Origin of the sequence: Blautia hominis (genome assembly GCA_002270465.1) — a bacterium.
Taxonomy (GTDB): Bacteria; Bacillota; Clostridia; order Lachnospirales; family Lachnospiraceae; genus Blautia; species Blautia hominis.
The window spans coordinates 676,230-699,298 of the sequence record NQOF01000002.1 but is presented as its reverse complement, the minus strand read 5'-3'; the positions used below and the strand labels follow the sequence as shown (position 1 = coordinate 699,298).

21 protein-coding genes are annotated in these 23,069 nt (G+C 46.4%); 8 read left to right on the top strand and 13 right to left on the bottom strand.

Annotated features, from left to right (window positions below):
- Nucleotides 1-51 precede the first annotated feature (51 nt).
- The 5 genes from CI595_RS09155 to CI595_RS09140 form a co-directional block, all read right to left on the bottom strand.
- On the bottom strand, nucleotides 52-843 hold the full coding sequence (locus CI595_RS09155) for a class I SAM-dependent methyltransferase (RefSeq protein WP_095172942.1): 792 nt from the start codon (nucleotides 841-843) through the stop codon (nucleotides 52-54).
- Nucleotides 840-1,112 (bottom strand): DUF3781 domain-containing protein, encoded by a 273-nt coding sequence (locus tag CI595_RS09150; RefSeq protein ID WP_187144011.1) that lies wholly within the window; start codon nucleotides 1,110-1,112, stop codon nucleotides 840-842. The genes CI595_RS09155 and CI595_RS09150 overlap by 4 nt, the downstream gene beginning before the upstream one ends.
- 21 nt (nucleotides 1,113-1,133) lie before the next feature.
- A complete protein-coding gene (locus CI595_RS26010; protein WP_156087459.1) occupies nucleotides 1,134-1,295 on the bottom strand; it encodes a hypothetical protein in 162 nt (53 codons plus the stop codon).
- Between the two features lie 121 nt (nucleotides 1,296-1,416).
- Nucleotides 1,417-2,058, bottom strand: coding sequence for a CatB-related O-acetyltransferase (locus CI595_RS09145; RefSeq protein ID WP_095172941.1), 642 nt, complete (start codon nucleotides 2,056-2,058; stop codon nucleotides 1,417-1,419).
- Nucleotides 2,059-2,296: 238 nt separating this feature from the next.
- On the bottom strand, nucleotides 2,297-4,306 hold the full coding sequence (locus CI595_RS09140) for a beta-galactosidase (RefSeq protein WP_095172940.1): 2,010 nt from the start codon (nucleotides 4,304-4,306) through the stop codon (nucleotides 2,297-2,299).
- Between the two features lie 148 nt (nucleotides 4,307-4,454).
- Between CI595_RS09140 and CI595_RS09135 the strand changes: the two genes are divergently transcribed.
- The 8 genes from CI595_RS09135 to CI595_RS09100 all read left to right on the top strand — a co-directional run bounded on the left by CI595_RS09135 (nucleotide 4,455) and on the right by CI595_RS09100 (nucleotide 15,185).
- Nucleotides 4,455-5,261, top strand: coding sequence for an AraC family transcriptional regulator (locus tag CI595_RS09135; RefSeq protein ID WP_095172939.1), 807 nt, complete (start codon nucleotides 4,455-4,457; stop codon nucleotides 5,259-5,261).
- 114 nt (nucleotides 5,262-5,375) lie between these two features.
- The gene (locus tag CI595_RS09130; RefSeq protein ID WP_095172938.1) at nucleotides 5,376-6,080 is read left to right on the top strand and encodes a response regulator transcription factor; all 705 of its coding nucleotides are present in this window, start codon (nucleotides 5,376-5,378) and stop codon (nucleotides 6,078-6,080) included.
- On the top strand, nucleotides 6,080-7,492 hold the full coding sequence (locus CI595_RS09125; protein ID WP_095172937.1) for a sensor histidine kinase: 1,413 nt from the start codon (nucleotides 6,080-6,082) through the stop codon (nucleotides 7,490-7,492). Before CI595_RS09130 ends, CI595_RS09125 begins: the two co-directional genes overlap by 1 nt.
- A 171-nt stretch (nucleotides 7,493-7,663) precedes the next feature.
- Nucleotides 7,664-10,141, top strand: coding sequence for an ABC transporter permease (locus tag CI595_RS09120; RefSeq protein ID WP_095172936.1), 2,478 nt, complete (start codon nucleotides 7,664-7,666; stop codon nucleotides 10,139-10,141).
- Between the two features lie 22 nt (nucleotides 10,142-10,163).
- Complete coding sequence (locus CI595_RS09115) at nucleotides 10,164-10,850, top strand: ABC transporter ATP-binding protein (protein ID WP_095172935.1); 687 nt, start codon at nucleotides 10,164-10,166, stop codon at nucleotides 10,848-10,850.
- Nucleotides 10,851-10,983: 133 nt separating this feature from the next.
- Nucleotides 10,984-13,239 (top strand): ATP-binding cassette domain-containing protein, encoded by a 2,256-nt coding sequence (locus CI595_RS09110; RefSeq protein ID WP_095172934.1) that lies wholly within the window; start codon nucleotides 10,984-10,986, stop codon nucleotides 13,237-13,239.
- 89 nt (nucleotides 13,240-13,328) lie between these two features.
- The gene (locus CI595_RS09105; protein ID WP_095172933.1) at nucleotides 13,329-14,156 is read left to right on the top strand and encodes a MerR family transcriptional regulator; all 828 of its coding nucleotides are present in this window, start codon (nucleotides 13,329-13,331) and stop codon (nucleotides 14,154-14,156) included.
- Between the two features lie 39 nt (nucleotides 14,157-14,195).
- Nucleotides 14,196-15,185: a serine hydrolase domain-containing protein gene (locus CI595_RS09100; protein WP_095172932.1), complete on the top strand. Its 990-nt coding sequence runs from the start codon at nucleotides 14,196-14,198 to the stop codon at nucleotides 15,183-15,185.
- Nucleotides 15,186-15,258: 73 nt separating this feature from the next.
- Here CI595_RS09100 and CI595_RS09095 read toward each other — a convergent pair whose 3' ends face one another.
- The 8 genes from CI595_RS09095 to CI595_RS09060 all read right to left on the bottom strand — a co-directional run bounded on the left by CI595_RS09095 (nucleotide 15,259) and on the right by CI595_RS09060 (nucleotide 22,870).
- Nucleotides 15,259-15,927, bottom strand: coding sequence for a GntR family transcriptional regulator (locus CI595_RS09095; RefSeq protein ID WP_095172931.1), 669 nt, complete (start codon nucleotides 15,925-15,927; stop codon nucleotides 15,259-15,261).
- A 95-nt stretch (nucleotides 15,928-16,022) separates the two neighbouring features.
- Entirely contained in the window at nucleotides 16,023-17,012 is a 990-nt protein-coding gene (locus CI595_RS09090; protein WP_243135126.1) for a uroporphyrinogen decarboxylase family protein, read from the bottom strand.
- Nucleotides 17,013-17,027: 15 nt separating this feature from the next.
- Entirely contained in the window at nucleotides 17,028-18,266 is a 1,239-nt protein-coding gene (locus CI595_RS09085) for a nickel pincer cofactor-dependent isomerase, group 22 (protein ID WP_095173255.1), read from the bottom strand.
- Nucleotides 18,267-18,294: 28 nt separating this feature from the next.
- On the bottom strand, nucleotides 18,295-19,566 hold the full coding sequence (locus CI595_RS09080; RefSeq protein ID WP_095172930.1) for a TRAP transporter large permease: 1,272 nt from the start codon (nucleotides 19,564-19,566) through the stop codon (nucleotides 18,295-18,297).
- 3 nt (nucleotides 19,567-19,569) lie between these two features.
- Nucleotides 19,570-20,094: a TRAP transporter small permease gene (locus CI595_RS09075; RefSeq protein WP_158661684.1), complete on the bottom strand. Its 525-nt coding sequence runs from the start codon at nucleotides 20,092-20,094 to the stop codon at nucleotides 19,570-19,572.
- A gap of 28 nt (nucleotides 20,095-20,122) precedes the next feature.
- Complete coding sequence (locus CI595_RS09070) at nucleotides 20,123-21,223, bottom strand: TRAP transporter substrate-binding protein (RefSeq protein ID WP_095172928.1); 1,101 nt, start codon at nucleotides 21,221-21,223, stop codon at nucleotides 20,123-20,125.
- A gap of 34 nt (nucleotides 21,224-21,257) precedes the next feature.
- Nucleotides 21,258-21,665 carry an aconitase X swivel domain-containing protein gene (locus CI595_RS09065; RefSeq protein ID WP_095172927.1) on the bottom strand — a complete coding sequence of 136 codons (408 nt, stop codon included), beginning with the start codon at nucleotides 21,663-21,665 and terminating at the stop codon, nucleotides 21,258-21,260.
- Nucleotides 21,665-22,870: an aconitase X catalytic domain-containing protein gene (locus tag CI595_RS09060; RefSeq protein ID WP_095172926.1), complete on the bottom strand. Its 1,206-nt coding sequence runs from the start codon at nucleotides 22,868-22,870 to the stop codon at nucleotides 21,665-21,667. Before CI595_RS09060 ends, CI595_RS09065 begins: the two co-directional genes overlap by 1 nt.
- Nucleotides 22,871-23,069 lie beyond the last annotated feature (199 nt).

Genomic DNA, 23,069 nt, shown 5'->3' with positions numbered 1-23,069 from the left:
CCTGTACTATAAAATCCGTTCCTTTCGGTCCCCGTATGGGAAATGGAACGGCTATCTCTTTTCGCTGATCAAAAGATAAGACAGCGGAAATCCCTTGTCATCATAGGCCTCTGTCAATCCAACATCGTAATCAAACTCTTTCAGTTTCACAACACGCATCTGTGCAGAACTGACTGCATTGATCAGGTCAGCCATTGTGTGGGAGAAGCTGGTAAATGTCTTTGAATCATAGGTCTCCGACATATATCCCATACCTTCGTTCTCTATCCATGGTTCTTTTCTGAAATAGGAATATTCTATTTTATTTAAATGCTGCTCGTCAAATGCCGGTTCACCGGGCAGTGGCAGCATATTCATGACCGGATGAAAGTCATGGATAAACAGCATTCCTCCCGGTTTTAAACAATCGGAAACTTTTCCCATAAGCATCTTCAGGTCCTCAAACCATGTGAGGGCCCCAACAGTAAACAGGATAAAATCAAATTGACTTCTGTAAGTATCCGGAATCTCAAGTATATTACAGGAGACGAACTGACAGTTATCAATACCGGCTTTCGCTGCCGTTTCTTCTGCCTGTTTTATGATGTTTTCCGCAATATCAAAACCAACCGCATTTTTAGCGCCCAACTGCATCAAAGACAGAAGTTCACGTCCATTGTTGCAGCAAAACTGGGAAATGGTTTTCTCTTTGAACTCTATTGCTTCCAGTTCTTTTATGACATCCGGGCAGAAAAACGGAAGTCTCTCATGTATTAATTCTATATAATTTTCTTCCCCCCAGCCAGGATGCCTGTGTTCAAACGCTTCCTCCCATGCTGCTTTGTTCTCTTTTATATAATTCATTTCTTGCGCCCTCCGCGCTTTTCCCTGTGTGCTGTTATGATCGTCCAGCTATTGGCATTTACAGTTATCACACAGCCATCTATATCTACATACCAATTTTTTCCTTTTCTTGTGATACCGGCACGTGGTGATCGTATTTCTGTTTTGCACCATTCCACCACCAGATCCGTGTCCAGTGAAAGATTTCTCTTGATCCGTACAACACCCAATTCTGTTGTATGTAATTTGTCCAGATTTTCAAGCAGGGCATTCTTTATCTCTTTCTCCATTGTCACTTCCCTATGATAAATTTATTTTTTATCTTTTGCGCTCAGATAAAAATTCAGAGCAACACAGATGACCATTACAATGGCTGCAAGAATCAATGGCATCTCTTCTTTTGAATACAGACTGATCAGCATAAGCACCAGGGACACCAATTGCAAAATGCGGGGTACCATATCTATTTTCATATCACTTCACATCCTTTCATATTTGAAGACCGGACAATATCCTACACGCAATTACCGGACAATATCCTGCACACATATCAGTCAGGGGCCCCGAAAGGCCCCCTTCTTACTGCCGCTGTAATTACTGGTTGCTTTCACGAAGCTGTTCCACACAGCCGGATTGAATCGCTTCTATCTTCTGCGCGATCTTTTCTTTTGGCCAGTCCCACCACTTGAGTGCAAGCAGTGCCGAAATGGTTTCCTCTGAAAAGCGTTTTCTTATGGGCTTCGCAGGTATCCCTCCCACAATTGTATAGGGTAAAACATCCTTAGTCACAACCGCACGGGCTCCTATGACTGCCCCGTCGCCAATGGTGACACCTGCCATGACCACAGCCTCGTAACCGATCCACACATCATTGCCGATCACAATATCTCCTTTGTTGTCCCAGGAATCCGTCACATTCTTTTTATCCAGCCCCCACTCTTCAAAGAAAAGCGGAAACGGATATGTTGACAAAGAGCGGAACGTATGGTTGGCACTGTTAAACAAAAATTTCGCACCACAGGCAATCGAACAGAATTTCCCGATGATCAGTTTATCCTTGTTTATCGGATAATGATACAATACGTTATTCTTTTCAAACAGCACCGGGTCATGGACAAAATCGTTATACATTGTATATTCGCCCACGGTTATGCCAGGGTCTGTGATCACACTTTTTAAATAAATAGTCTGTTTATCTCCTGTGCGGGGATAAATCTCTTTCTCCGGAATAGTCATATAAAATCCTCCTAGAATCAATATTTGGTCTCTAAGCTATTCCGGCCACTGCAATACAACGTTTCACCTCATACCACCTCTACTTACAGAAATTCCGGTTCCCGGTCTGTATCCATTCTTATACATTGGTTTCTTACAGTATAACATAGAGGGGTGTATAGAACAAGCGTTCTTTCCCAAAAAGGAGCTGATGCCCCATCATCTGGTACATCAGCTCCTTTTTTCCATTACTGCTGTTCTACTCTTTTGTACGAATGATCTTCACATCATATTTTGAAAGTGTATCTCCGCTCCGCACAGGCTCTCCCGTCAGAACATCCGTATTTCCCGCAAGACAGGACGGGATTTCCAAATCTTCCTCTTTAAAGTTAATGACAAAATAATACCTGTATCCGTCTTTCCTTCTGCAGGTGATCTCAAGCCCGGTCTCTTCCTCCACAACCGGTTTCACACATCCATCTTCTGCTGCCATGTCAAGAACCTTTGCAATTCCCGGGCAGTCCATTCCGGTGCCTATGTAATATACATGCCCGTCTCCAAACCGGTTTCTGGTAACTGCCGGACTTTCCGCATAAAAATCTTTTCCATATCTGCCAATACATTCCGCACCTTTAAGATGAATGATGTCACATACCAGCCTGCCCGGTACACTTTCCCCGTCATGAAAGATCACTGTATTTTGCTGTTCCGGTGCCAGGGCATCTATTTCTTCCACCCACACGCCGGCCATATCGCTTAATACTCCCGGATATCCGCCCAGATACACATTATCCGACTGGTCAACAATTCCGCTCATATACGTGGTGACCAGGACTCCGCCTTTTCGTACAAAGTTCTCCAAGGCTTCCCGCATCCCTTCTTTTACCATGTAGAGCACAGGGGCCACAATGATTTTATACCTGTCAAGATCTCCGTCAAAAGGTATCATATTTACCGGAATATTGCGTTCGTAAAAATATTTGTAATACTGATGGATCTGATCCACATATGTCAAATCCACCGTAGGTCCGCTGGTATATTCCAGTGCCCAGTAATTATCCCAGTCAAATACGATTCCCACTTCTGCTTCATTCACGGAACCGAGTGTCATATCTCCCAGTTGTTCCAACTCCTGCCCCAGTTGACTTACTTCCCGGAAAACTCTCGTATCTTCAGTTCCCACATGTGCGATCACCGCCCCGTGGAATTTTTCACAGCCCCCCACGCTTCGGCGAAGCTGGAAGAACTGGATGGTATCCGCCCCATGGGCAATGGTCTGATAGCTCTGTGCCCGCATCTGTCCCGGCCTTTTCAGGGAGTTGTACGGCTGCCAGTTCTGCTGGCTGGGTGTCTGCTCCATGAGCATGAACGGCTCATCCTTCAGTCCCCGCATCAAATCATGGCACATAGCGGTCTGGCTCCAGGGAGTATTGTAACTGGGATAGTTATCCCAGGACACCACATCCATTTCTTTCGCCCATTTAAAATAGTCCAGGCCCTTGTATGTTCCCATCAGATTTGTGGTAACCGGGGTTTCCTTATCATAACAGCGTACCGCGTCTCTCTCCATAACAAAATTGCTGAGAAGGCTGTCTGAAATAAATCTGCGGTAATCTATGGAAATCCCCGCAAATGCAGTCTTATCATTATCCAGTCCTTCGCTCAGCGCATTCGGCAGCACAACCTCATCCCAGTCATAAATGGTATGTCCCCAAAACTCCAGATTCCATGCTTTATTCAGCGCTTCCAATGTTTTATATTTTTTCCTCAGCCAGACCCGGAATGCTTTTTCGCAATTCTCACAATAGCAGTCCCCGCCGTATTCATTGTTAATATGCCAGCAAGTGACATGCTTATTGCTCCCGTATCTTTTTGCCAATTCTCCTGCAAGTGCCCCGGCATACTTCTGATAAACCGGAGAATTTGGACAGGCATTATGCCGCTGTCCGAACTTGTGGTGTCTTCCCTCATAATCAGTCCTTGCCACCTCCGGGTACCGCTTTACCATCCAGGCCGGAAGCGCTGCTGTGGACGTAGCAAGCACAATGTCATACTTCTCCCTACTAAGCATCTCTATGATCTCATCCAGCTCACTGAAATCATAGACCTCCTCTGAAGGCTGGATCTTTGCCCATGAAAAAACATTAACGGTCGCGCTGTTGATATGTGCGTCCTTAAAGATCCTCATATCTTCCTGCCAGATATCCTTTGGCCACTGGTTCGGATTATAGTCCCCGCCGTATAAAATTCTTTTAAAATTACCTTTCATGTCACTGTCTCCTTATTCTGCTTATAATCACCCAAAAGCTCCGTGCCAATCTCTTTGTCATCGGCTAACTTGATTATATTATAGATGGACAGATTATTGTGTAATATGTTAAGCTAAATAATATAATATTTTGAAACAGGTGATACTTATGCCAATCCATTTTAGGAGCACACCGGTCAGCGAGCCTTTTACCTTTGATTCCATAGGAAACCACTGGGTACAGGAAAGTACCTCCCGCCCCAAAGGCTATCCGCTCTGTCATTACCTTCAGTCCGAAAAAGGCACCGGAAGAATAACCATTCAGGGAAAAAAGTACCTTCTGCCGGAAGGGGAAGGTGTATTCATCGCGCCGTTCATCCAACATTCTTATGGTAGAAAGACAGATGAATGGCTTACCATGTTTGCCACCTTTACGGGAACCATCGAGAGCAGCATCCCCAGGCTTCTGGGAAACAGGCCGTTCCTCTTTATAGATAAGGAGCAGGGAATACAGATTGCATCACTGATCTCCCATATAGTAAAAAAATATGAGAACCCTCCCATGGATGTAAAAGCCCTGTCCACGGACTGTTACCGGCTGCTGCTTTTTTTTGCGGACGGCATCTATACCCGTAACTTGATGGAAGATTCCCTGTATCAGAGATATGTTGCCCCTGCAATACAGGAAATCGAAACAAATTATAACACGGAGCTCACCGTGCAGGAATTAAGCCGGCAGGTCTTTATCTCGCCTCAGTATCTGTCACGGCTGTTCAACCGTTTTCTCGGATGCTCCGCTTATGAATATCTGACGATCTACAGGATCAACAAGGCAAAAGAATACCTGCTCATAAACCCCCGCATGGAGGTCCAGGATATTGCCCACAAGGTGGGATTTACGGATTCCAGTCATTTTATATCTGTTTTCAGAAAAATGACAGGCATAACGCCTCTGGGTTTCCGGAACCTCAATTAGGTTACCGAATCCCAAACTTGACTCTATTCTTTTGTTCTTGTATACTTTCAGCTTACAAAATATAAGGCTGCTTATCCGTAAAGCAGTCTATCTCGGAAGGAACAGGTGAAAATCATGGATGAAAAAATCCTATTGGTAGATGATGAAAAAGATATCGCTGATCTGATGGAAGAAGTATTGACACAGGACGGCTTTTGCCACATCCGGAAAGCTTATACCGGAGCGGAGGCACTGGCTGTCTGCCGGGAATTTGAGCCTCATGTAATCATTCTGGACATTATGCTCCCTGACTTGGATGGACTTGAAGTTTGCAGAAAAATCCGTGAATTCTCCTACTGCTCCATTTTGTTTCTTTCCTCCAGAAATGACGATATTGATAAAATCCTGGGTCTTTCCTGCGGCGGGGATGATTACATTACCAAGCCTTTCAGTCCCCGTGAAGTGGTTTATCGTGTCAAGGCACAGCTCCGCAGACAGAAGTACTCGCTGGCAGCCTCCCCGGGAAACGTTCCTGTTTTAAAAGCAGGGCCTCTCTCCCTTGACAAAGAGAGCGGCCGGGCATATAGATCCGGACAAGAGATCCCGTTGACCGGACGGGAATTCCTTCTTTTAGCCTACCTCATGGAAAATACAGATAAGATCATCAGCAAGGAGCGGCTTTATGAACAGGTATGGGGAGAGTACAGCAGTATCTGTGACAATACTATCATGGTCCATATCCGCCATCTTCGGGAAAAGATTGAAGATACACCGTCTAAACCCAAACAGCTTATCACTGTGAAAGGCCTGGGTTACAAACTCAGGAAAAGGACTGATTAATGAAAAAATCCGGCTGCCGCACCATGCTTCATGTTTATCTAATTTTTTTCCTCTCTCTTCTGGGCACCCTCCTTGCTGCCGCAATACTCACCTTCTGGCTCATAACAGTCAAAAAACCTGACGGTACATACGCGCGGAGTGACTGGCCCGGCAAGATCTCAGAGAATTTTAAAGAACAGATCATTTTCATAGATGACAGCCCCAGAGTCAAGCAGACCGGCCTGGAGCTGCTTAAAAAAAACAGGATCGGGATACAGATTTTGGACGCCTCCGGTCTTGAGCTGTTTCATTATCAAAAACCGGTTCAGGCAGAAACATCCTACTCCGTTGCTGCTCTACTTACGCTTCACCGGACAGGCACCACAGAGAAAAGTGATACCTCTGCGTTCCTTGGGACACTTTCCCACGAGGGAAAAGAATACAGTTATATCCTTTACTTCCCTGTAAAGCTTTCCAAAATCACTATGTATTTAAACGGCGACCATTTTACCGGCGGAAAGTCCGTCATACTCCCCATAACTGCCGTTCTGTTCCTCATCATCTCCATATCAGGCATACTCTATGGTTTCCGGACTGCCAAAGCCGTAAAACAGCTTACCATCTCCATCCGGGAGATTGCTTCGCGCAGATACCTCCCCGTCCGTGGGAAAGGCATTTTTCCGGACCTTTATGAGAGCCTGGACACACTGTATGAGGAGATCAGGGAAAGCGACCGGCTGCAGGCGGAAACCGACAAAACCAGGGAAGAATGGATCGCCAACATCACCCATGATCTGAAGACACCCCTCTCTCCTGTCAAGGGTTACGCTGAAATACTGCTGGAATCTCAACATATAAATGAAGAACAATGCAGAAAATACGCTGGTATCATGCTGAAAAATGCAGCGTATATGGAAACACTGATCGACGATCTGAAGCTTACTTATCAATTGACAAATGGCATGGTCCCTATGAAACCAAAGGAACAAAATGTAGTACGCTTTCTAAAAGAGCTGGTGATCGATATTCTCAATACCCCGGAGTTTGCGCATCGCACCATCCACTTTGAAGCCTCTTTTGAAACAATCCCCTATACGTTTGACCGGACACTTTTTACAAGAGCCTTCCGGAACCTGATCCTCAATGCCTTTGCCCATGGGGAGCCGGACACAGAAGTCACCCTCTCGGCATGTGTTTCTGATCCTGTACTCCGGATCCTCATAAGTGACAACGGAAAGGGCATTTCTGCCCAAGAAGCAGAGCAGATTTTTAACCGGTATTACCGGGGAACATCCACAGAACAGAAACCGGAGGGAACAGGCCTTGGCCTTGCCATTGCAAAAGACATTGTAGAACTTCACAGCGGAAAGATTTCCGTATGCGGTTCTCCCGGTGCAGGAACCACCTTTTATATTGATCTCCCTCTGCGTTAAGGTTAATTAAGGTTTACTGAAACTCATATTAAGGTTGACAGTTTATCATGTACTTGTGATAAATGTCAGCCTTTTTCTTTTCTGAGGAGGTGAACGAATGAAACAGAAAAAGGCAGATAGAAAACGCGCCGGAGAAGCCGGATGCTTCTTCAGGCAGAAAGCAGGTGAATCATGAAAATCATAACAAAATATGTTCTGACAAATGTGAAAGAGAAAAAAATGAGGACAGCCGTGATGCTGCTGTCCATACTTCTTTCCTCCTCACTGCTGTTTGTCTCCTTCTCCATTGGGGCTTCCTATGAAAGCGCCCAGCGGAAAATGGCACGGGGAATGGCTGGTAATGCCGCCGTTTCCGTGTCTGCAAAAGACGGTGCCGTCTATACAGATGACATTCCCGATCTGACTTCCATTGATGCGAAAGCCGGCATTCTGAAAGGAACTGCACTTTACCATGAGGACGGATATTACGAGACCGTCGACCTGGCCGCCGCTGACCTGACAGAACTTGAGCAGATCAATCCGCCGCGGCTTGCGGACGGCAATGAGATCAAAGATTTCTTTGGCAGTCAGGTGATACTGCCGGACCGATTTACTTCAAAGTATAACATCAAGAAAGGGGATACCATATCCCTGCAGATAAACGGAAAGACCGCAAAACTGCGCGTGGCGGAAATTGCAGCCTATGATACGGTTTTCCTGCGGCACACAAGAGGTGTTACTGCTCTTCTGCCATATTCCACTCTGGCCGATATCCTGGGATATACAGGCGGATACCGTGAGATCCTTATAAAACCGGCAGATGGGATTTCTGCTGCTGTATTGAAAAACGAACTGGAACAGGCAATACCGGATGAAACATACCGGATAACCGAAACCGTCAATGAAGCGCAGATAACAGCCGATGCAAGGCAGAAAACCATGCCCTTCTTCCTCATCAGTTTCTTCTCACTCACTATGAGTATCTTCATCATTTACAGCAGTTACAAGGTCATTACCCTGGACCGGCTTCCGGTGATCGGAACATTCCGAAGTATCGGAGCAGCACAGAAGACGGTCACCGGCATCCTCATGATGGAAAGCGGCCTGTACGGATGCATAGGCGGACTGCTGGGCATCCCGGTGGGGATCCTGGTTCTCAAATTCATACTGCAGGGTATGGGGGAATCCCTCTCTCAGGGAATTGAGATCCCGGTTGTCATCACACCGTTTTGCATCCTTTTCTCATTCGCCACAGCTGTTCTTGTCTCTCTTTTATCTGCATGGCTGCCCATTCACCGGGCGAGCCGCCTGCCTGTAAAAGAGGTTGTTCTGGGCATTGTGGAAGAAAAACAGGTTCCCGGATATTTGACGGCAGCAGCCGGTATGGTGCTGTTCCTTGCCTCTGCCCTCCTGCCGAGAGCGGCAGCAGGAAATATGCTCTATATTCTGGGCGGCTTTTCCCTTTTGGGTATGATCGCAGCCACCATTCTTCTTGTGCCGCAGCTCACCCATGTGCTTTCTTTTATTCTGGAACACGTTTATGGAACCGTGCTGGGAAACGAAGGAAAACTGGCTGCCCGCAATCTGCGCGGCAATAAAAACATTACACAAAATATCACCCTGCTCTTTATCAGCATATCCGCTGTTATCGCTATCACGGTTGTCGGAGATTTTGTTACCACCTATGTCAGTGACGTGTTCAACGGAGCAGAACTTCAGGGATTCGCCGATGGGCATATGGAACCGGAATTCGTAGAGCAGGTAAAAGAACTGGATGGCGTTGAGAAAGTGCTCCCTGTCCATGTCTTTGATAACCGGATCCAGGCAGGGGGCACCACGTTCAGCCGCCTGGAAGCAACCGATAACCTGGATCGATACAACTCCATGTTCGCTCTCCATTACACGGACACAGAAGAAAAATCCCAGGCACTTTCCTCCTTCCACAATGAAGAGCATGTTATCCTTCTCAGTGAAAACTATATGGAAGAGGCCGGGGTTTCCCCGGGAGATACACTAACTCTGTCAAACGGTACCGATCAGTCCCCGTACCGGGTGGCCGGCAGTTTCAAATCCCGGGCCACAGACAACCAGGCAGTCATTCCCTCCGCCTGCGCAGTCTCTGATTTCGGTGCTCGGGCATATGACTTTCTGGCCTATACCGCTTTAGACCCGGATGCTGTCATGGTGCAGATCCGCAGCATGTTCGGCGAAACTCCAAACTGGAGCCGCACAGTAGACGAATTCAACAAAGATGCTCTGTCCACTGTGGGCACTTTTTTACAGCCTATGCACAGCATGACTTATTTTATCTTACTGTTGGCAGCTGTGGGGATCATCAATAATCTGCTGATCAACTATATTCAAAAACGGCGCACCACCGCCATGTATAAATCCGTGGGGCTGAGTAACCGCCAAAATATAAAAATGACACTTGCGGAGGGATTTTCTTCCGGCCTGATCGGTTCTGTGACCGCTGTCCTTGTCTCATATATGGAAATACAGACCATCTTTTTAGTAGCCGGGCCCAAAATTTCCATGGCGCCGGAACTAACTGCAGAAACGTTCCTGCTCTCCGGGGCAATGGGCATTGTCATAACCCTGATCGGCTCTGTTGTTCCCATTTTCAAGAGCAGACGAATGAAACTGGTGGAAGAGATCAAATGCGAATGATACTTTAACAGGAGGATATGAAATGAAACAGATAACCAGCCACGCTGCCGTTGAGGGCAGACACCTTATGAAAGATTTTTCCATGGGAGATACGGTCACAAGGGTACTGAACGATATCTCCCTGCGTGTAAACAGAGGAGAATTTGTATCCATTATGGGGCCGTCCGGCTCTGGAAAAAGCACACTGCTTTACATCCTTGGGGGACTGGACGCGCCTACCAACGGCCATGTTTTTCTAAACGGAACGGACATCTCCGGTTTTGACGATGAAAAAATGAGCCGGATACGAAGACAAAAAATAGGGTTTGTCTTTCAGTTCTACAATCTCATTCCCAATCTGAACGTGGAAGAAAATATTATGCTGCCGCTGCTTCTGGACGGCAAAAAAACAAAAGATCACCAGGAACAGCTCAGCCGGATTCTGGAGGTCACCGGACTGTCAGACCGGCGCAGACATACACCCAGGGAGTTATCCGGCGGCCAGCAGCAGCGGGTAGCCATCGCCCGCGCACTGATCGGCAGTCCTGAAATCCTTTTTGCAGATGAACCTACGGGAAATCTGGACAGCAAAACAGGGACAGAGATCATGAACCTGCTCTGTGACATCAACCGCAGCAGCGGACAGACGATCATCATGGTGACCCATTCACCGGAGGCTGCCAAATGCAGCAGCCGCATGATCACCGTACAGGATGGCGCCCTAATCTGACCCGACCGCTCTTGGCATAAAAGAGCAAAAAAAGTCAGGACATTTATTTTATATACTGTTATAATGGATGATATTTCGTAACCGTGAGGGCACTGAACAGTTACGATACTTCAAAAAGAAAGTGAGGAACATCATGTCTCATAAAGAAAAAATCATCATCCAGGGGCTGAAGCAGAATAACTTAAAAAATGTATCTTTAGAGATACCCAAAGAAAAAATCGTTGTCTTTACAGGTGTTTCCGGTTCCGGCAAGTCCAGTATTGTATTTGATACCATAGCAGCCGAAAGCCAGAGGCAGATGAATGAGACCTACACGGCATTTATCCGCGGCAGACTGCCCAAATACAAAAAACCGAGGGTGGATTTTATAGATAATCTCACCGCATCTGTCATTATAGACCAGTCAAGACTGGGCGGAAACGCCCGGTCCACAGTTGGGACTATCAGTGACATGTATTCGGCCCTGCGTCTGCTCTTTTCCCGGATCGGAGAACCTTACGTGGGGACAGCGTCCTACTTCTCCTTTAATGATCCCAACGGTATGTGTCCGGAATGCTCCGGTATCGGCAGGATCCTGGATTTGGATATGGATCAGGTTCTGGCTCCGGATAAAAGCTGGAATGAAAGTATGGTAGAACTTCCCGCATTCCATGCAGGGAATTGGTACTGGAAACAATATACCCAGAGCGGGCTGTTTGATCTGGATAAAAAATGGAAGGACTACTCTGAAAAAGAGAGAAATCTTCTGCTTTATGGCGCATATGAACGAGGCCAGGAACAGGTGAATAAAAAGATAGAGGGGATTTACAATCACCTGAACCGGCTTCTTATCAAACGGGATCTGTCAAACTCCAGTGACCGCTCCCTTCTCCGTCTGAAGAAACTGGTAAAAGAGCGGGAATGCCCTGTCTGCCGTGGAAAGCGGCTGAATAAAGCCGCACTCTCCTGCCGGGTGAACGGATACCGCATTGACGAAATGTGTGATATGGAATTCATAAAACTCTGCACTATCCTGCAGGAGATCACCGATCCCAGAGGGCAGACTATCGTCAACACCCTGACGTCTTCCCTGACCCGCATGATTGATATCGGACTGCCCTATCTCAGCATGAACCGGGAATCCACTACCCTGTCAGGAGGGGAGGCACAGCGTCTGAAACTGGTCCGCTATATGGGCAGCTCCCTCACAGGCATGACTTACATTTTTGATGAGCCGAGTACCGGAATGCATCCACGGGATGTCCACCGTATGACTAAACTGCTGCAGAGCCTGCGAAATAAAGGAAACACCGTCCTTGTGGTGGAGCATGACAAAGATGTTATCTCCATTGCGGATGAGGTAATCGATGTAGGTCCTCTGGCAGGCAGAAACGGCGGACAGATTTTGTATCAGGGCAGCTATGAAGGGCTGCTCCACTCTAAAACACTGACGGGGAACGCCATGCTGGAATATATCCCCATCAAGCCAAACCCCAGAAAAGCCAGCCAGTTCCTGCCGGTAAGAAACGCAGACATTCACAATCTGAAACAAGTCTCTGTTGATATCCCCACCAATGTGCTGACTGTTGTCACCGGTGTGGCCGGCTCCGGCAAGTCCAGCCTGATCCGTGATGTGTTTGCACAGCAGTATGCAGACCGGGTGGTCCTGGTGGATCAGTCTCCTATCACAGCCACCGGCCGTTCCACACCGGCAACGTTTTTGGGATTCTTTGACGATATCCGCAAACTGCTGGCAGCAGAAAACGCAGTGGACGCCTCCCTCTTTTCCTTTAACAGCAAAGGCGCCTGCCCTGCCTGCAAAGGAAAGGGGATTGTGGTAACAGAACTGGTCTTTATGGACCCTGTTACCACGGTGTGCGAAGTCTGTGAGGGCAGCCGGTACAGCGGAGAAGCATTGTCTTACCGGTTTAAAGGTAAAAATATTTTAGACATCCTGAACATGACTGCTGAGGAAGCTGCGGAATTCTTCCGGGAAAACAAAAAGATCCACAAACAACTTAGGGCCATGATTGAGGTGGGACTTTCCTATCTGACTCTCGGACAGCCTCTCTCCACACTCTCCGGAGGTGAACGCCAGAGGGTGAAACTGGCAAAATACCTGGATAAAAAAGGGAATATCTACCTTCTGGACGAGCCCACAACAGGACTGCACGCCTCAGATGTAAAAAATATCATGAGGCTTTTGGACGGATTTGTGAAGCGGGGCAGCACGGTCATTGTGATCGAACATAATCTGGATGTTATGAAACAGGCGGATCATATCATAGATGTGGGACCTGACGGCGGAACTGCCGGAGGCCGGGTAGTCTTTACCGGTACTCCTCAGGAAATGGCAGACAGCGCGGACACCATTACAGCCAGATACCTCCGAAAATCTTTGGAACATTGATTCTTCATCTTTTCCTGAAAATGGTGATTGACCTTTCCCTTAGGGCAAGGTGTAAGATAAAGCAAGAAACACGAAAGGGAGGGCTGCCATTGTTAACTATCGGTGAATTTTCAAATATATGCAAGGTATCTGCTAAGACGCTCCGCTATTATGCGGAGATCGGGCTGATCCACCCTGAGCAGATCGATCCGGAAAACGGATATCGCTATTATTCTATAGAGCAGCTGGAAACCATGCTGTTTATCAATCGTCTGAAATCCTATGATTTTTCTCTGGAGGAAATTAAAACCATACGAAACACAGAAGGATTACGGGACGAGGCACTTTGTCTGGCACTTATGAAAAAAGAAAGAGAAATCGAAAAACAGGTGCGGGAATACCAAAAGACACTGGAGCAGCTCAATCAGGATATCTCCAACTTAAAACAAGGAAACTCCATTATGTCTTATATGGAAAACATTAATATCCGGCTTACGGAAGTACCTGAAATGTATCTTTTATCTATTCGCAAAATGGTACACGAGTATGAATTTTCCGAAGAATATGGAAAGTGCTACGGACAATTATTTAAAAAGATAAAGGATAAAAGGCTGACGCCGACAGCTCCTCCCATGGTCCTCTTCCACAGTAAAGAATTCAGCCCCTTTGGTCTGGATACGGAATTTGCTGTCCCGGTGAAGGAATACGCCACGGGAACCAGAGATTTCTGCCCCGGTCTGTGTATAAAGACCGTCCTGCACGGCTCCTACACAGAACTGCCCTCTGTATATGCCAAGCAGAGGGAATGGGCAGAAAAAGAGGGGTATGAAGGAAGCAGCCTTCTTTATGAAGTGTATATCACAGATCCCTCCCGGGCCGCATCGGAAAATGAGCTGATCACCGAAATATATTATCCTGTCAAAAAGAAGACTCTATAAGTCCGGGGCAGAAAAACAAACCATTAAGGAGAACACCGAATGAATCAAGAAAAGATAACAGAACTGGAAAATGTCATAGGCAAAGAACACAGCAATATTGCGGGCATGGTTGTCCTAAAAAACGGAGAAACCTTATATGAGAAGTATTTTAACGGATGCACGGCTGACAGCCGTATACATGTGTACTCCGTTACAAAAAGTATCCTTTCGGTCTTGATCGGAATTGCCATAGACCGGGGATATATCAAAAGTGTCAGTCAAAAAGTGCTGGATTTCTTCCCGGACTACACTGTGAAAAAAGGAGAAAAAACCATACAGGATATAACACTGGAACATCTGTTGACCATGACTGCGCCTTACAAATATAAATCTGCGCCTTATATAAAATATTTTACCAGTGACAATTTCGTCAAATTCACGCTCGATCTGTTGGGAGGCCGGGGGCAGATTGGAGACTTTCGTTATACTCCCCTTATCGGACCCGATATCTTATCCGGCATCCTTGCCAATTCCACCGGCCGGTCTGTATTGGATCTCGCGTCAGAGAATTTATTTTCTCCCCTGGGAATTACCGTTGCGCGCAGTTTAACGTTTCAAAGTAAAGAGGAGCAGATGGCATTCAACACGTCCACAGATTTAAGCGGCTGGGCCTCCGACCCGGCCGGGAACCATACAGGAGGCTGGGGACTTTCGCTCTCACCTGTGGATATGGCGAAAATAGGACAGTTATACTTAAATGGCGGAGTGTGGAACGGAAAACAGATCGTCTCAAAAAGCTGGATAGAGGAGAGCACAAGAGAACACAGCCGATGGGAAAAGTGCAATCTTCCCTATGGATATTTATGGTGGTTATCCGGGGATACGGAGCAGGGATTTTCTGCCATGGGAGATGGGGGAAATGTTATTTATGTGAATACGCACAGGGAGATGGTGGTTTCCATTGCTTCTCTTTTTGCGAAGAATGTTAAAGACCGGATCGCTTTTATCAAAGATTATGTGGAGCCTGCCTTTGACAAGGATCTCACTTGATCTTTATATGGATCATAAAAGGCTTTCTATGATGGATGTTATATCATAGAAAGCCTTATTTCGTGATTGGATTTTAGGTTCTGAGTAACACCCGCAGAGACCATTCCACATGGTCTGCCAGCGCTTTCTCCAATGCGTCTTCTTCCTTTTTCTCAAGGAGACGTAAAATCCTGAGATGCTGCGCCGTGCTTTCCTGCATATCATTCAGCGCGTAGAAAGATGATATCTGGAGCCTTTTAATATTTGCATTGATATTTGCCATAATATTTTTTATATACTGATTATCACATTTTTCAATGATTAGATCATGCAGCGCCCAGTCCATGTCTGTGAACATCTTTTTATCCACCCGCGCCCCTAATTCATCCAACACCCGAAGCTTTTGGAATATTTCTTCCATCTGCCCGAATTCCTCTTTTGTTATGTTATGTATCGCTGACTTGGATGCCAATATCTCAAGAGGTTTCCGGACGGCAAATAAATCCTTCGTCCCTTTCTCTGAAATCTCTGTCACATAGGCACCAATGCCGTTTTTTATCACTACCAAATCTTCGCTGGCAAGTATCCGAAGCGCTTCCCGGACAGGGGTCCGGCTCATATCCAGTTCTGCCGCGATTTGGGACTCACTGAGAATTTCTCCCGGCTTGATCGCACCACTGCATATGGAATCCTTTATCTTATCATAAGCTATCTCCGTACGATTTCTGGTACTTCCCTTCTTTACAAAATTACTGACTTCCATATTCCTCCACCTGCTTTTAGACTAGGATAAGTTTAGCATCATTTATGCTGCTCCGTCAAGCCGCATTCTTGACACACCATTTAATTTCCTCGTCATTATATGTGGAAATATGTCTGACTCCACTTTGCAATTTCATCCTGAACGATCTTATCCACTGCCGGATAAATGCTGCCGTCATCCCCGCCGTAAGTGAGGCAGGGTATGAATCCTCCTTGGGGCACATATTCCTCACAGGCCCTTCTTACTTCCCGTCTTACAATATCCTCATTAAAGTCCGGCACATCGATCACCGCTGCATCCAGTCCGCCCATGAAAGCCATTTTCCCTTTGAGGTGCTCTTGCATCTTTGGGATATTATTCTCGGGAGTTACCCCCTGCCACACATCAATGCCAATCTCCGCCATATCTTCCGCTATGGTTTCACAGTAACAGTCTGCATGATGTACGACCAGTACCCCATTCTCTTTCAGATATCCGTAAATTTTTCTGTATCTCTCCTTAAAAAATTCTATCCATGTATCTCTGCTGACAAAAAGACTCTTCTTGGACCCCCAGTCATCATGAAAGAGGACTGCGTCCGGCTTACAGTTTTCCACCAGCATATGGCACCAGGTCAGTTTAAAGTCCATAATACAGTCAAGCAGTTCATGCATTGCCTCCGGTTCCTCCATCATGGCAATAAAAACATCCTCAAATCCCATTAAGGCATGGCACTGTTCAAACAGGCCGGACGCCATCATCGCCATTGTCAGCTTTCCCTCTTCCCGGATTCTCCGGGTATCTTCACTGGCGCTGTTCCAGTCCATGGGAACCTTTCTAATGTCCGGTACTTTCACATATTCCTTCCATCTGCAGATGTCTTTGCATACTTTTGTTTCTTCATTGATCAAAGGCATAGAACCGGGTTCGTCCTCTCCCCAGTAAACTGTCACTCCCCATGGGTTTTTCTTTGTTTTTCCCCTTTCAGCCACAGACATGTATGCTGTAACAGGGTCCGATATAAAAGAAAACGCTTCCCATTCATTTATCAGCGCATCCGGCTTTCCATATCGGATCGTTTCCCAAAAATTTTCTCTGACCTTCATCTCGGCCTCCTCATATCATGATTTATTTTCCAGAATCAGGCAGGGGTTTTCTTCCACCTGCCCGAGCAGCGCGCGGGAAACCATTATCTCCTCCAGCTCGATCGTATTCTTGATCCTCACTATTTTGAGGTTATCTTTATTGGCATTTCTGAGAATTTTAACTGCTATCTTAACTGCTTCCTCCTCGTCTTTTGCTATAAGCGGAATTTTACAGTCATCCACACATTTTACTGCAATGGCATTCGCATACATGGCCTCATGATCCAACTGCGCAAAGACTTTTTTAGTGATAACATCAAATATCCCCAGCCCAATACCGTTCCCGTGGGAGGCAGGGGAAATATCCAGCAGGACCATTTTGTCTATCTTGGGGACCGGCAGGACAAACTCCTTGAGAATATAACTTTTCCCCAGAATATTAGGGTCAAAACCAGCTCCGGATATATCTTTGCCAATCTCCTCCACTATGAGGATATCAATCTCCGGGATCATCAAAACCGGCATCTTGTCCCTGGCCATTTTCACCAGTTCTTTTTCCCGTTCCACCAAAGTTTCCGCGGGAACAGCTTCGATCAGACAGGTTTCATCGTAGGCATTTTCTAAAACAGCGATCCCAAAAGCAACCGGTGCCTTTTCTAAAATCCATGCAGCAGCTTCCTTTATCACCTCTCCGAAAACGGAAAAATCAGCTTCATGGATCGCTGTACAACCTCTGTGGTTCCCCAGACCGATGACAAGCATTTTACAGAGGCCGCTTTGTATATCAGACACGAAATCCGTATGTAATTTCACTCTGTTGACAGGTATGATCACATCCGCTTCCATAGCAGACTTATCAAAATACACCTTTCTCCCGCCTGATATCTCACCCAGGCATACAACATCCGTGGTGGTGATGATCGGAACATGCATGGCCTCCTCTGTGATCCCATAGCCATACAAAACTTCCCTCTGTCCCTCTTCGGTCCCTCCCCCATGGCTGCCCATTGCCGAAACAATAAAGGGTATGGCTCCAAGTTTTTCCAGTTCTTCCAAAATCGTTTTTACGATCAGCGGAAGATTACGGATACCACGGCTCCCCACTGCCACAGCTGCCCGCATTCCTGGCTTTATTTTACCACTTATCTCTTCTCTTTGAAACTCTTTTCGTATTGCCGCCGCAATGTCCGGCAGAGTTTCTCTGCCGAACACCTGGCGGACTTTATAGAGAGGAGGGATCACTGTATTATAATCTTCAGGTAATAATAAAGGCATTTCCAACCTCGCTTTCTCTTGGGCTTCCTTAGCTCAGGAAGCCCAATGTAAACCATGGCACATAAGTGATCAGCATCAGCACCACCAGAAGCGATACCAAAAGACCGCCTATCCGCTTCATCATGGCATCCATAGGCACCCCTGAGACGGCGGTTGCCATAAAGAGATTAATACCGTACGGCGGGGTGATAAATCCAATGGCCAGATTCATGGTCAGCATCACACCAAAGGTGATCGGGCTCATCCCAATCGCTTTTACTACCGGCAGTAAAATAGGTGCAAGGATAATGGTGGCCGGAATATTATCAATGACGCATCCCACGATCAAAAGCAGGATATTGATCATAAGCAGGATCACAAATTTATTGTGGCTGATCCCCAAAAATAATTCGGTCAGTCTGTTTGGGATCTGTTCTATGGTAAGAAAATAAGAAAATGCATTGGCAAATCCCATCATAAACAGTGTAATGCCGCAAAGATTCACAATCCCCAGAAATCCTTTATACAGGCCTTTCAGGTCCATCTCTTTGTATACAAACATACTGACAACGATACAGTAAACGACCGACACCACCGACGCTTCTGTCGGCGTAAAAATCCCTTTGTAAATTCCGCCCAATATGATGACCGGCATCAGCAGTGCCCAAAAGCCTTCTTTAAATGCCTTCCACACTTTTTTAAGTTCCGGACGCTTTGCATCACCTTTCCATCCATGTTTTCTGGAGGTGATGACGCACACAATGATCATGGCAATGCCCATCATGATCCCCGGCAATATGCCTGCTGTAAACAAGTCTTTTACGGACGCATTGACAGCCACACCGTAAATAACAAGAGGTACGGACGGCGGAATGATCACACCCACAGAGCCTGCGGCTGCCGCCAATGCCGCTGAAAAGTCTTTGTCATACCCCTTTTTCTCCATCTCCGGTATCATAAAAGACCCAATGGCAGAAGTTGTTGCCACAGCAGACCCTGAGACTGCTCCGAAAAACATACAGGCAATTGTTGTGACAATAGATAAGCCGCCTGTCAGCCATCCGAGAAGGCTGTCCGCAAAATTCACAATCCTCTTTGCGATTCCCCCTGTAGCCATGAGATTTCCGGCGAGCATAAAAAACGGAACGGCCAAAAGAGTAAAGGAATCTGTCCCCGATAAGGAACTTTTAATAAATACCATGGGCGAATAATCCGTACAGATAAGAAAACTCAGTAAACCCGAAATTCCGATCGCATGTCCCACCGGAACACTTAAAAGCAGCAGGATAAAGAAACTGCCGAATAAAACTGCTATTTCCATCCTCTACTCCACCCCCTTTGCCTGTGATGTCTCCTGCACGGGAAGATGCCCGAAATGCATGATCTCATACACCACCCTGCAGGCAAGGCGGACAGCCACAGCCGCTGATCCGACCGGCAGAGAGATATATACGATCCACAAAGGGATCTGCAGACCGGTGGAAGTCATGCTTGTAGAGATCACGGTCTTCAGATACATGATCCCCTGCCAGATAAGAAATATGTAAAATACAAAGATCATGCCATTGATAAGTATTTCCAAAGCTTCTCTTGGTTTTTGCTTTAATTTGTTACTGAATATCTCAATCCTGATATGGTCATTATTTTTCGCCCCCACGCTGGCCCCCAGCCAAATCTGCCATATAAAAATATAGCGGACCAGCTCCTCACTCCAGCTCAGGGAATTATTAAATATGTACCTCATAATAACCTGGATAAAAACCAGGATCACCATCAGGATCAGGGAATAAACAAGAAAATACTCCTCCATTTTATTCCATATCGTAACAAGAAATTTAGCCTTCTTCAAAAAACTTCCCCCTTTACTTCTGCCTGGGCTACTTGTTAAACTCCTGCGCCATATCAAAGATTTCAGTCCCCAGCTTTTCCTTGTATTCATCATACATGGGTTCTACCGCCTCTTTGAACTTCAAACGGTTCTCATCCGTAATTTTTGTAACCTCCATGCCCGCATCTTCAAGCTGTTTTAAATAAGATTCATACATTTCCAAACTCTTTTTTGTGACAAGTTCAGACTGCTGCTTGATCCCCTCGTCAATGATATTTTTGTATGCATCCGGCAGGCTGTTGTACCATTCCTCACTCATGGCAAGGCATCCGATGGATATGGTATGTTCCAGGTTGCTGTAATATTTCTGTACCTCATAATACTGAGAGGTATAGGTCAGGGACGGATCATTATCCTGTCCGTCTACTGTCTTGTTTTGGAGTGCCGTAAATAATTCTGAGAAGCTCATAGGTGTGGGATTTGCCCCCATAAGAGTAAATGCGGTAATATATACCGGACTTTCCATTACACGAATCTTCAGTCCCTTCATGTCATCCGGGGATTCTACCGGGCGCACACTGTTGCTGAGCCCTCTGTATCCGCCAAAATAATAGGTGCTGCCAATACGGATCCCTGTTCCCTCCAGCATTTTGTCGAACTCGTCGCCCAGTTTGCCTTCATTTACTGCCTTTAATTCCGATTCGTAATCATCAAACAAAAACGGCATATCCAGAATACCGAATTTTTCATCGTATGTAGTCAGCACAGAAATGGCCGGATTACAGACCTGGATCGTATTCATGGCACAGCCTTCCAGCATCTCGGTATCCCCTCCCAGCGCTCCGTTGGGATAATGGTCCACTTTGATCTTGCCTCCGGATGCCTCTTCCACATATTCAATAAATTTTGCCTCTCCGTCTGCCTGGGTAGTACCGCTCTCGGGTCCTATGCTGGCAAATTTTATAGTGATGGGATCCAGACCGTCAAGCTCTGCGTTTGCCTCCTGGCCTTCCTTTTGTGTACTGTCCTCTTTTTGTTCCTGTTTTGTATCCGATGTTCCTTCTTTTTTACCATCACTGCCGGAGCTTCCGCATCCATAGAGAGACGTGACAAAAAGTGCACAAGCCAATAAAACCGCTAATTTTTTCATCTCTTATCCTCCTTGCGCATTCCGCGCAGAAACTTTAATCTAAGATTTCTATGATACCTGCATCGGCATTGATCCGAATGTGGTCCCCTGACTTTACTGTCTCATAGAACGCTTCCTCCACTTTATCCACCATTGGGATATCCATGATAATGGCACTGGAGACAAGAACCGTCTCCGGATAACGGATGATCATTCCTTTTGGCGCATTATCTTTTTTATTAAGCTGAAACAGTCCGTCCGCCTGCACCACGGAACTGCCTTTTCCGCTTGGGAAGATCAAAATCTTCTTCGCTATACTCTGTCCTTCCAGTGCATGGGCCGGCTCAATGACTTTGCCTGTATCCGGCTCAATCAGATAAAACATAATATTATCGCCTGATACTAAAGCTTCCCCTTCCACAATCCCCTCTGAGATCTTATGACATCTGAATTTCTTTTCCATCAGACCACCTCCCCGTTCAGTGCTGCATCAATGCATGTGTCCAGATCACGTATGACAAAATTGATCCCTCTGCGCTTGGGATAATATGCACACTTGGGTGATTCCGTCACACCTGTTTTTCCCTGTAAATGTTTCCAGCAGGGCTGATCCGGACAGGAATCCGGCACAATATAGCCCCCTGCGGCCTCGATCACCTCCGTAACGCCCATTCTGTCAGCCAGTTCCTTTACATGATAAGAAGTGAGGATCCACATTTCTTTTTTCAATTTCCTGCCCTTTAATCTCCCGGCAATGTGCTGAGTCTGTTCCAAAGTAAAATGCGGACATCCAAACATCGCAAAATCAATTTCTCTGCTGCCTTTTGCCGAAATCTCCTCCAATATCTCCTCCAAATCTTCATTGGTGATAGTCACCGTACGCTCCGGTTCCTTTCCCCCAAAGGCCTGTTCCAAGGTCTGTGCTTCCGGTGTACAACCCACAATATGATACATCCCATACGCACCGGATGTATTGAGCTGTGCGCCCAGATTTGTCAGTGCTTCCTTCCCTATGTGCTTTGGAAGCCCGGTAAATACCGGAATCCCGCTTCCGATCTTCCGCCCGCAGTATCCGAGAAGATGATACTCAAAATCGGACTTCATATCCGCTTTTACTTCCACCAGGATATTTCCCTTTCTGTTCTCGTCAAGAAGTAATCCGTACTCCGGTACATAGCCTGTGATCGCGGCACATAGTGCACTGTTTGCCCCCTCCCTGTTGCTTCTGGCCCCCCAGACAGAATTTACATACGGTGTTGCGCTGGATTCTGAAAAAGCCACAACTTCACCGAAATTAGGAACATTGGTGGCAACATAAGGCGTGCAGTTATAGGAAAGCGTCGCACCTAACCCCTTGTAGGCATTGTGTGTCCTCTGCATAAAGTCAGCATCCTCCTCTGACACCATATTCCGTTCCTTAAAGAATGAAATACAAAAACCGGGGTTTACCGTCGGCGAGACCCTGCAGTATGCTCCTGCATTCAGCAGCTTCTCCGCAAACCACAAATCTGCGTCCTGATTGGACAAAGCTACATGTGCCCTCGTTATGGGCACCATCCGAGGGGCATCAAAGGATTCCCCGATTGCCACCTGGATCTTCATTGCATATGCTGTACCCTCCCCATACTTTCCGTCCAGCATATTCTGTTGTTCCTGCGTTAACTCCATAATATTCCTCCTTCCGCATATCACCTGTATACAGTTATTATATTTCTTGTATTCAGTATTGTCAATGACATTTCTCATATTTTTCGACATTTTTTCGACGGCAGTATTATTGGCAGTAACTCTCAGAGATATAAATTTATGTTACTATTCACAGCCCTGCAAAAAAACGCAGTTCTGTAAACAGTAACACGCTTCGCGA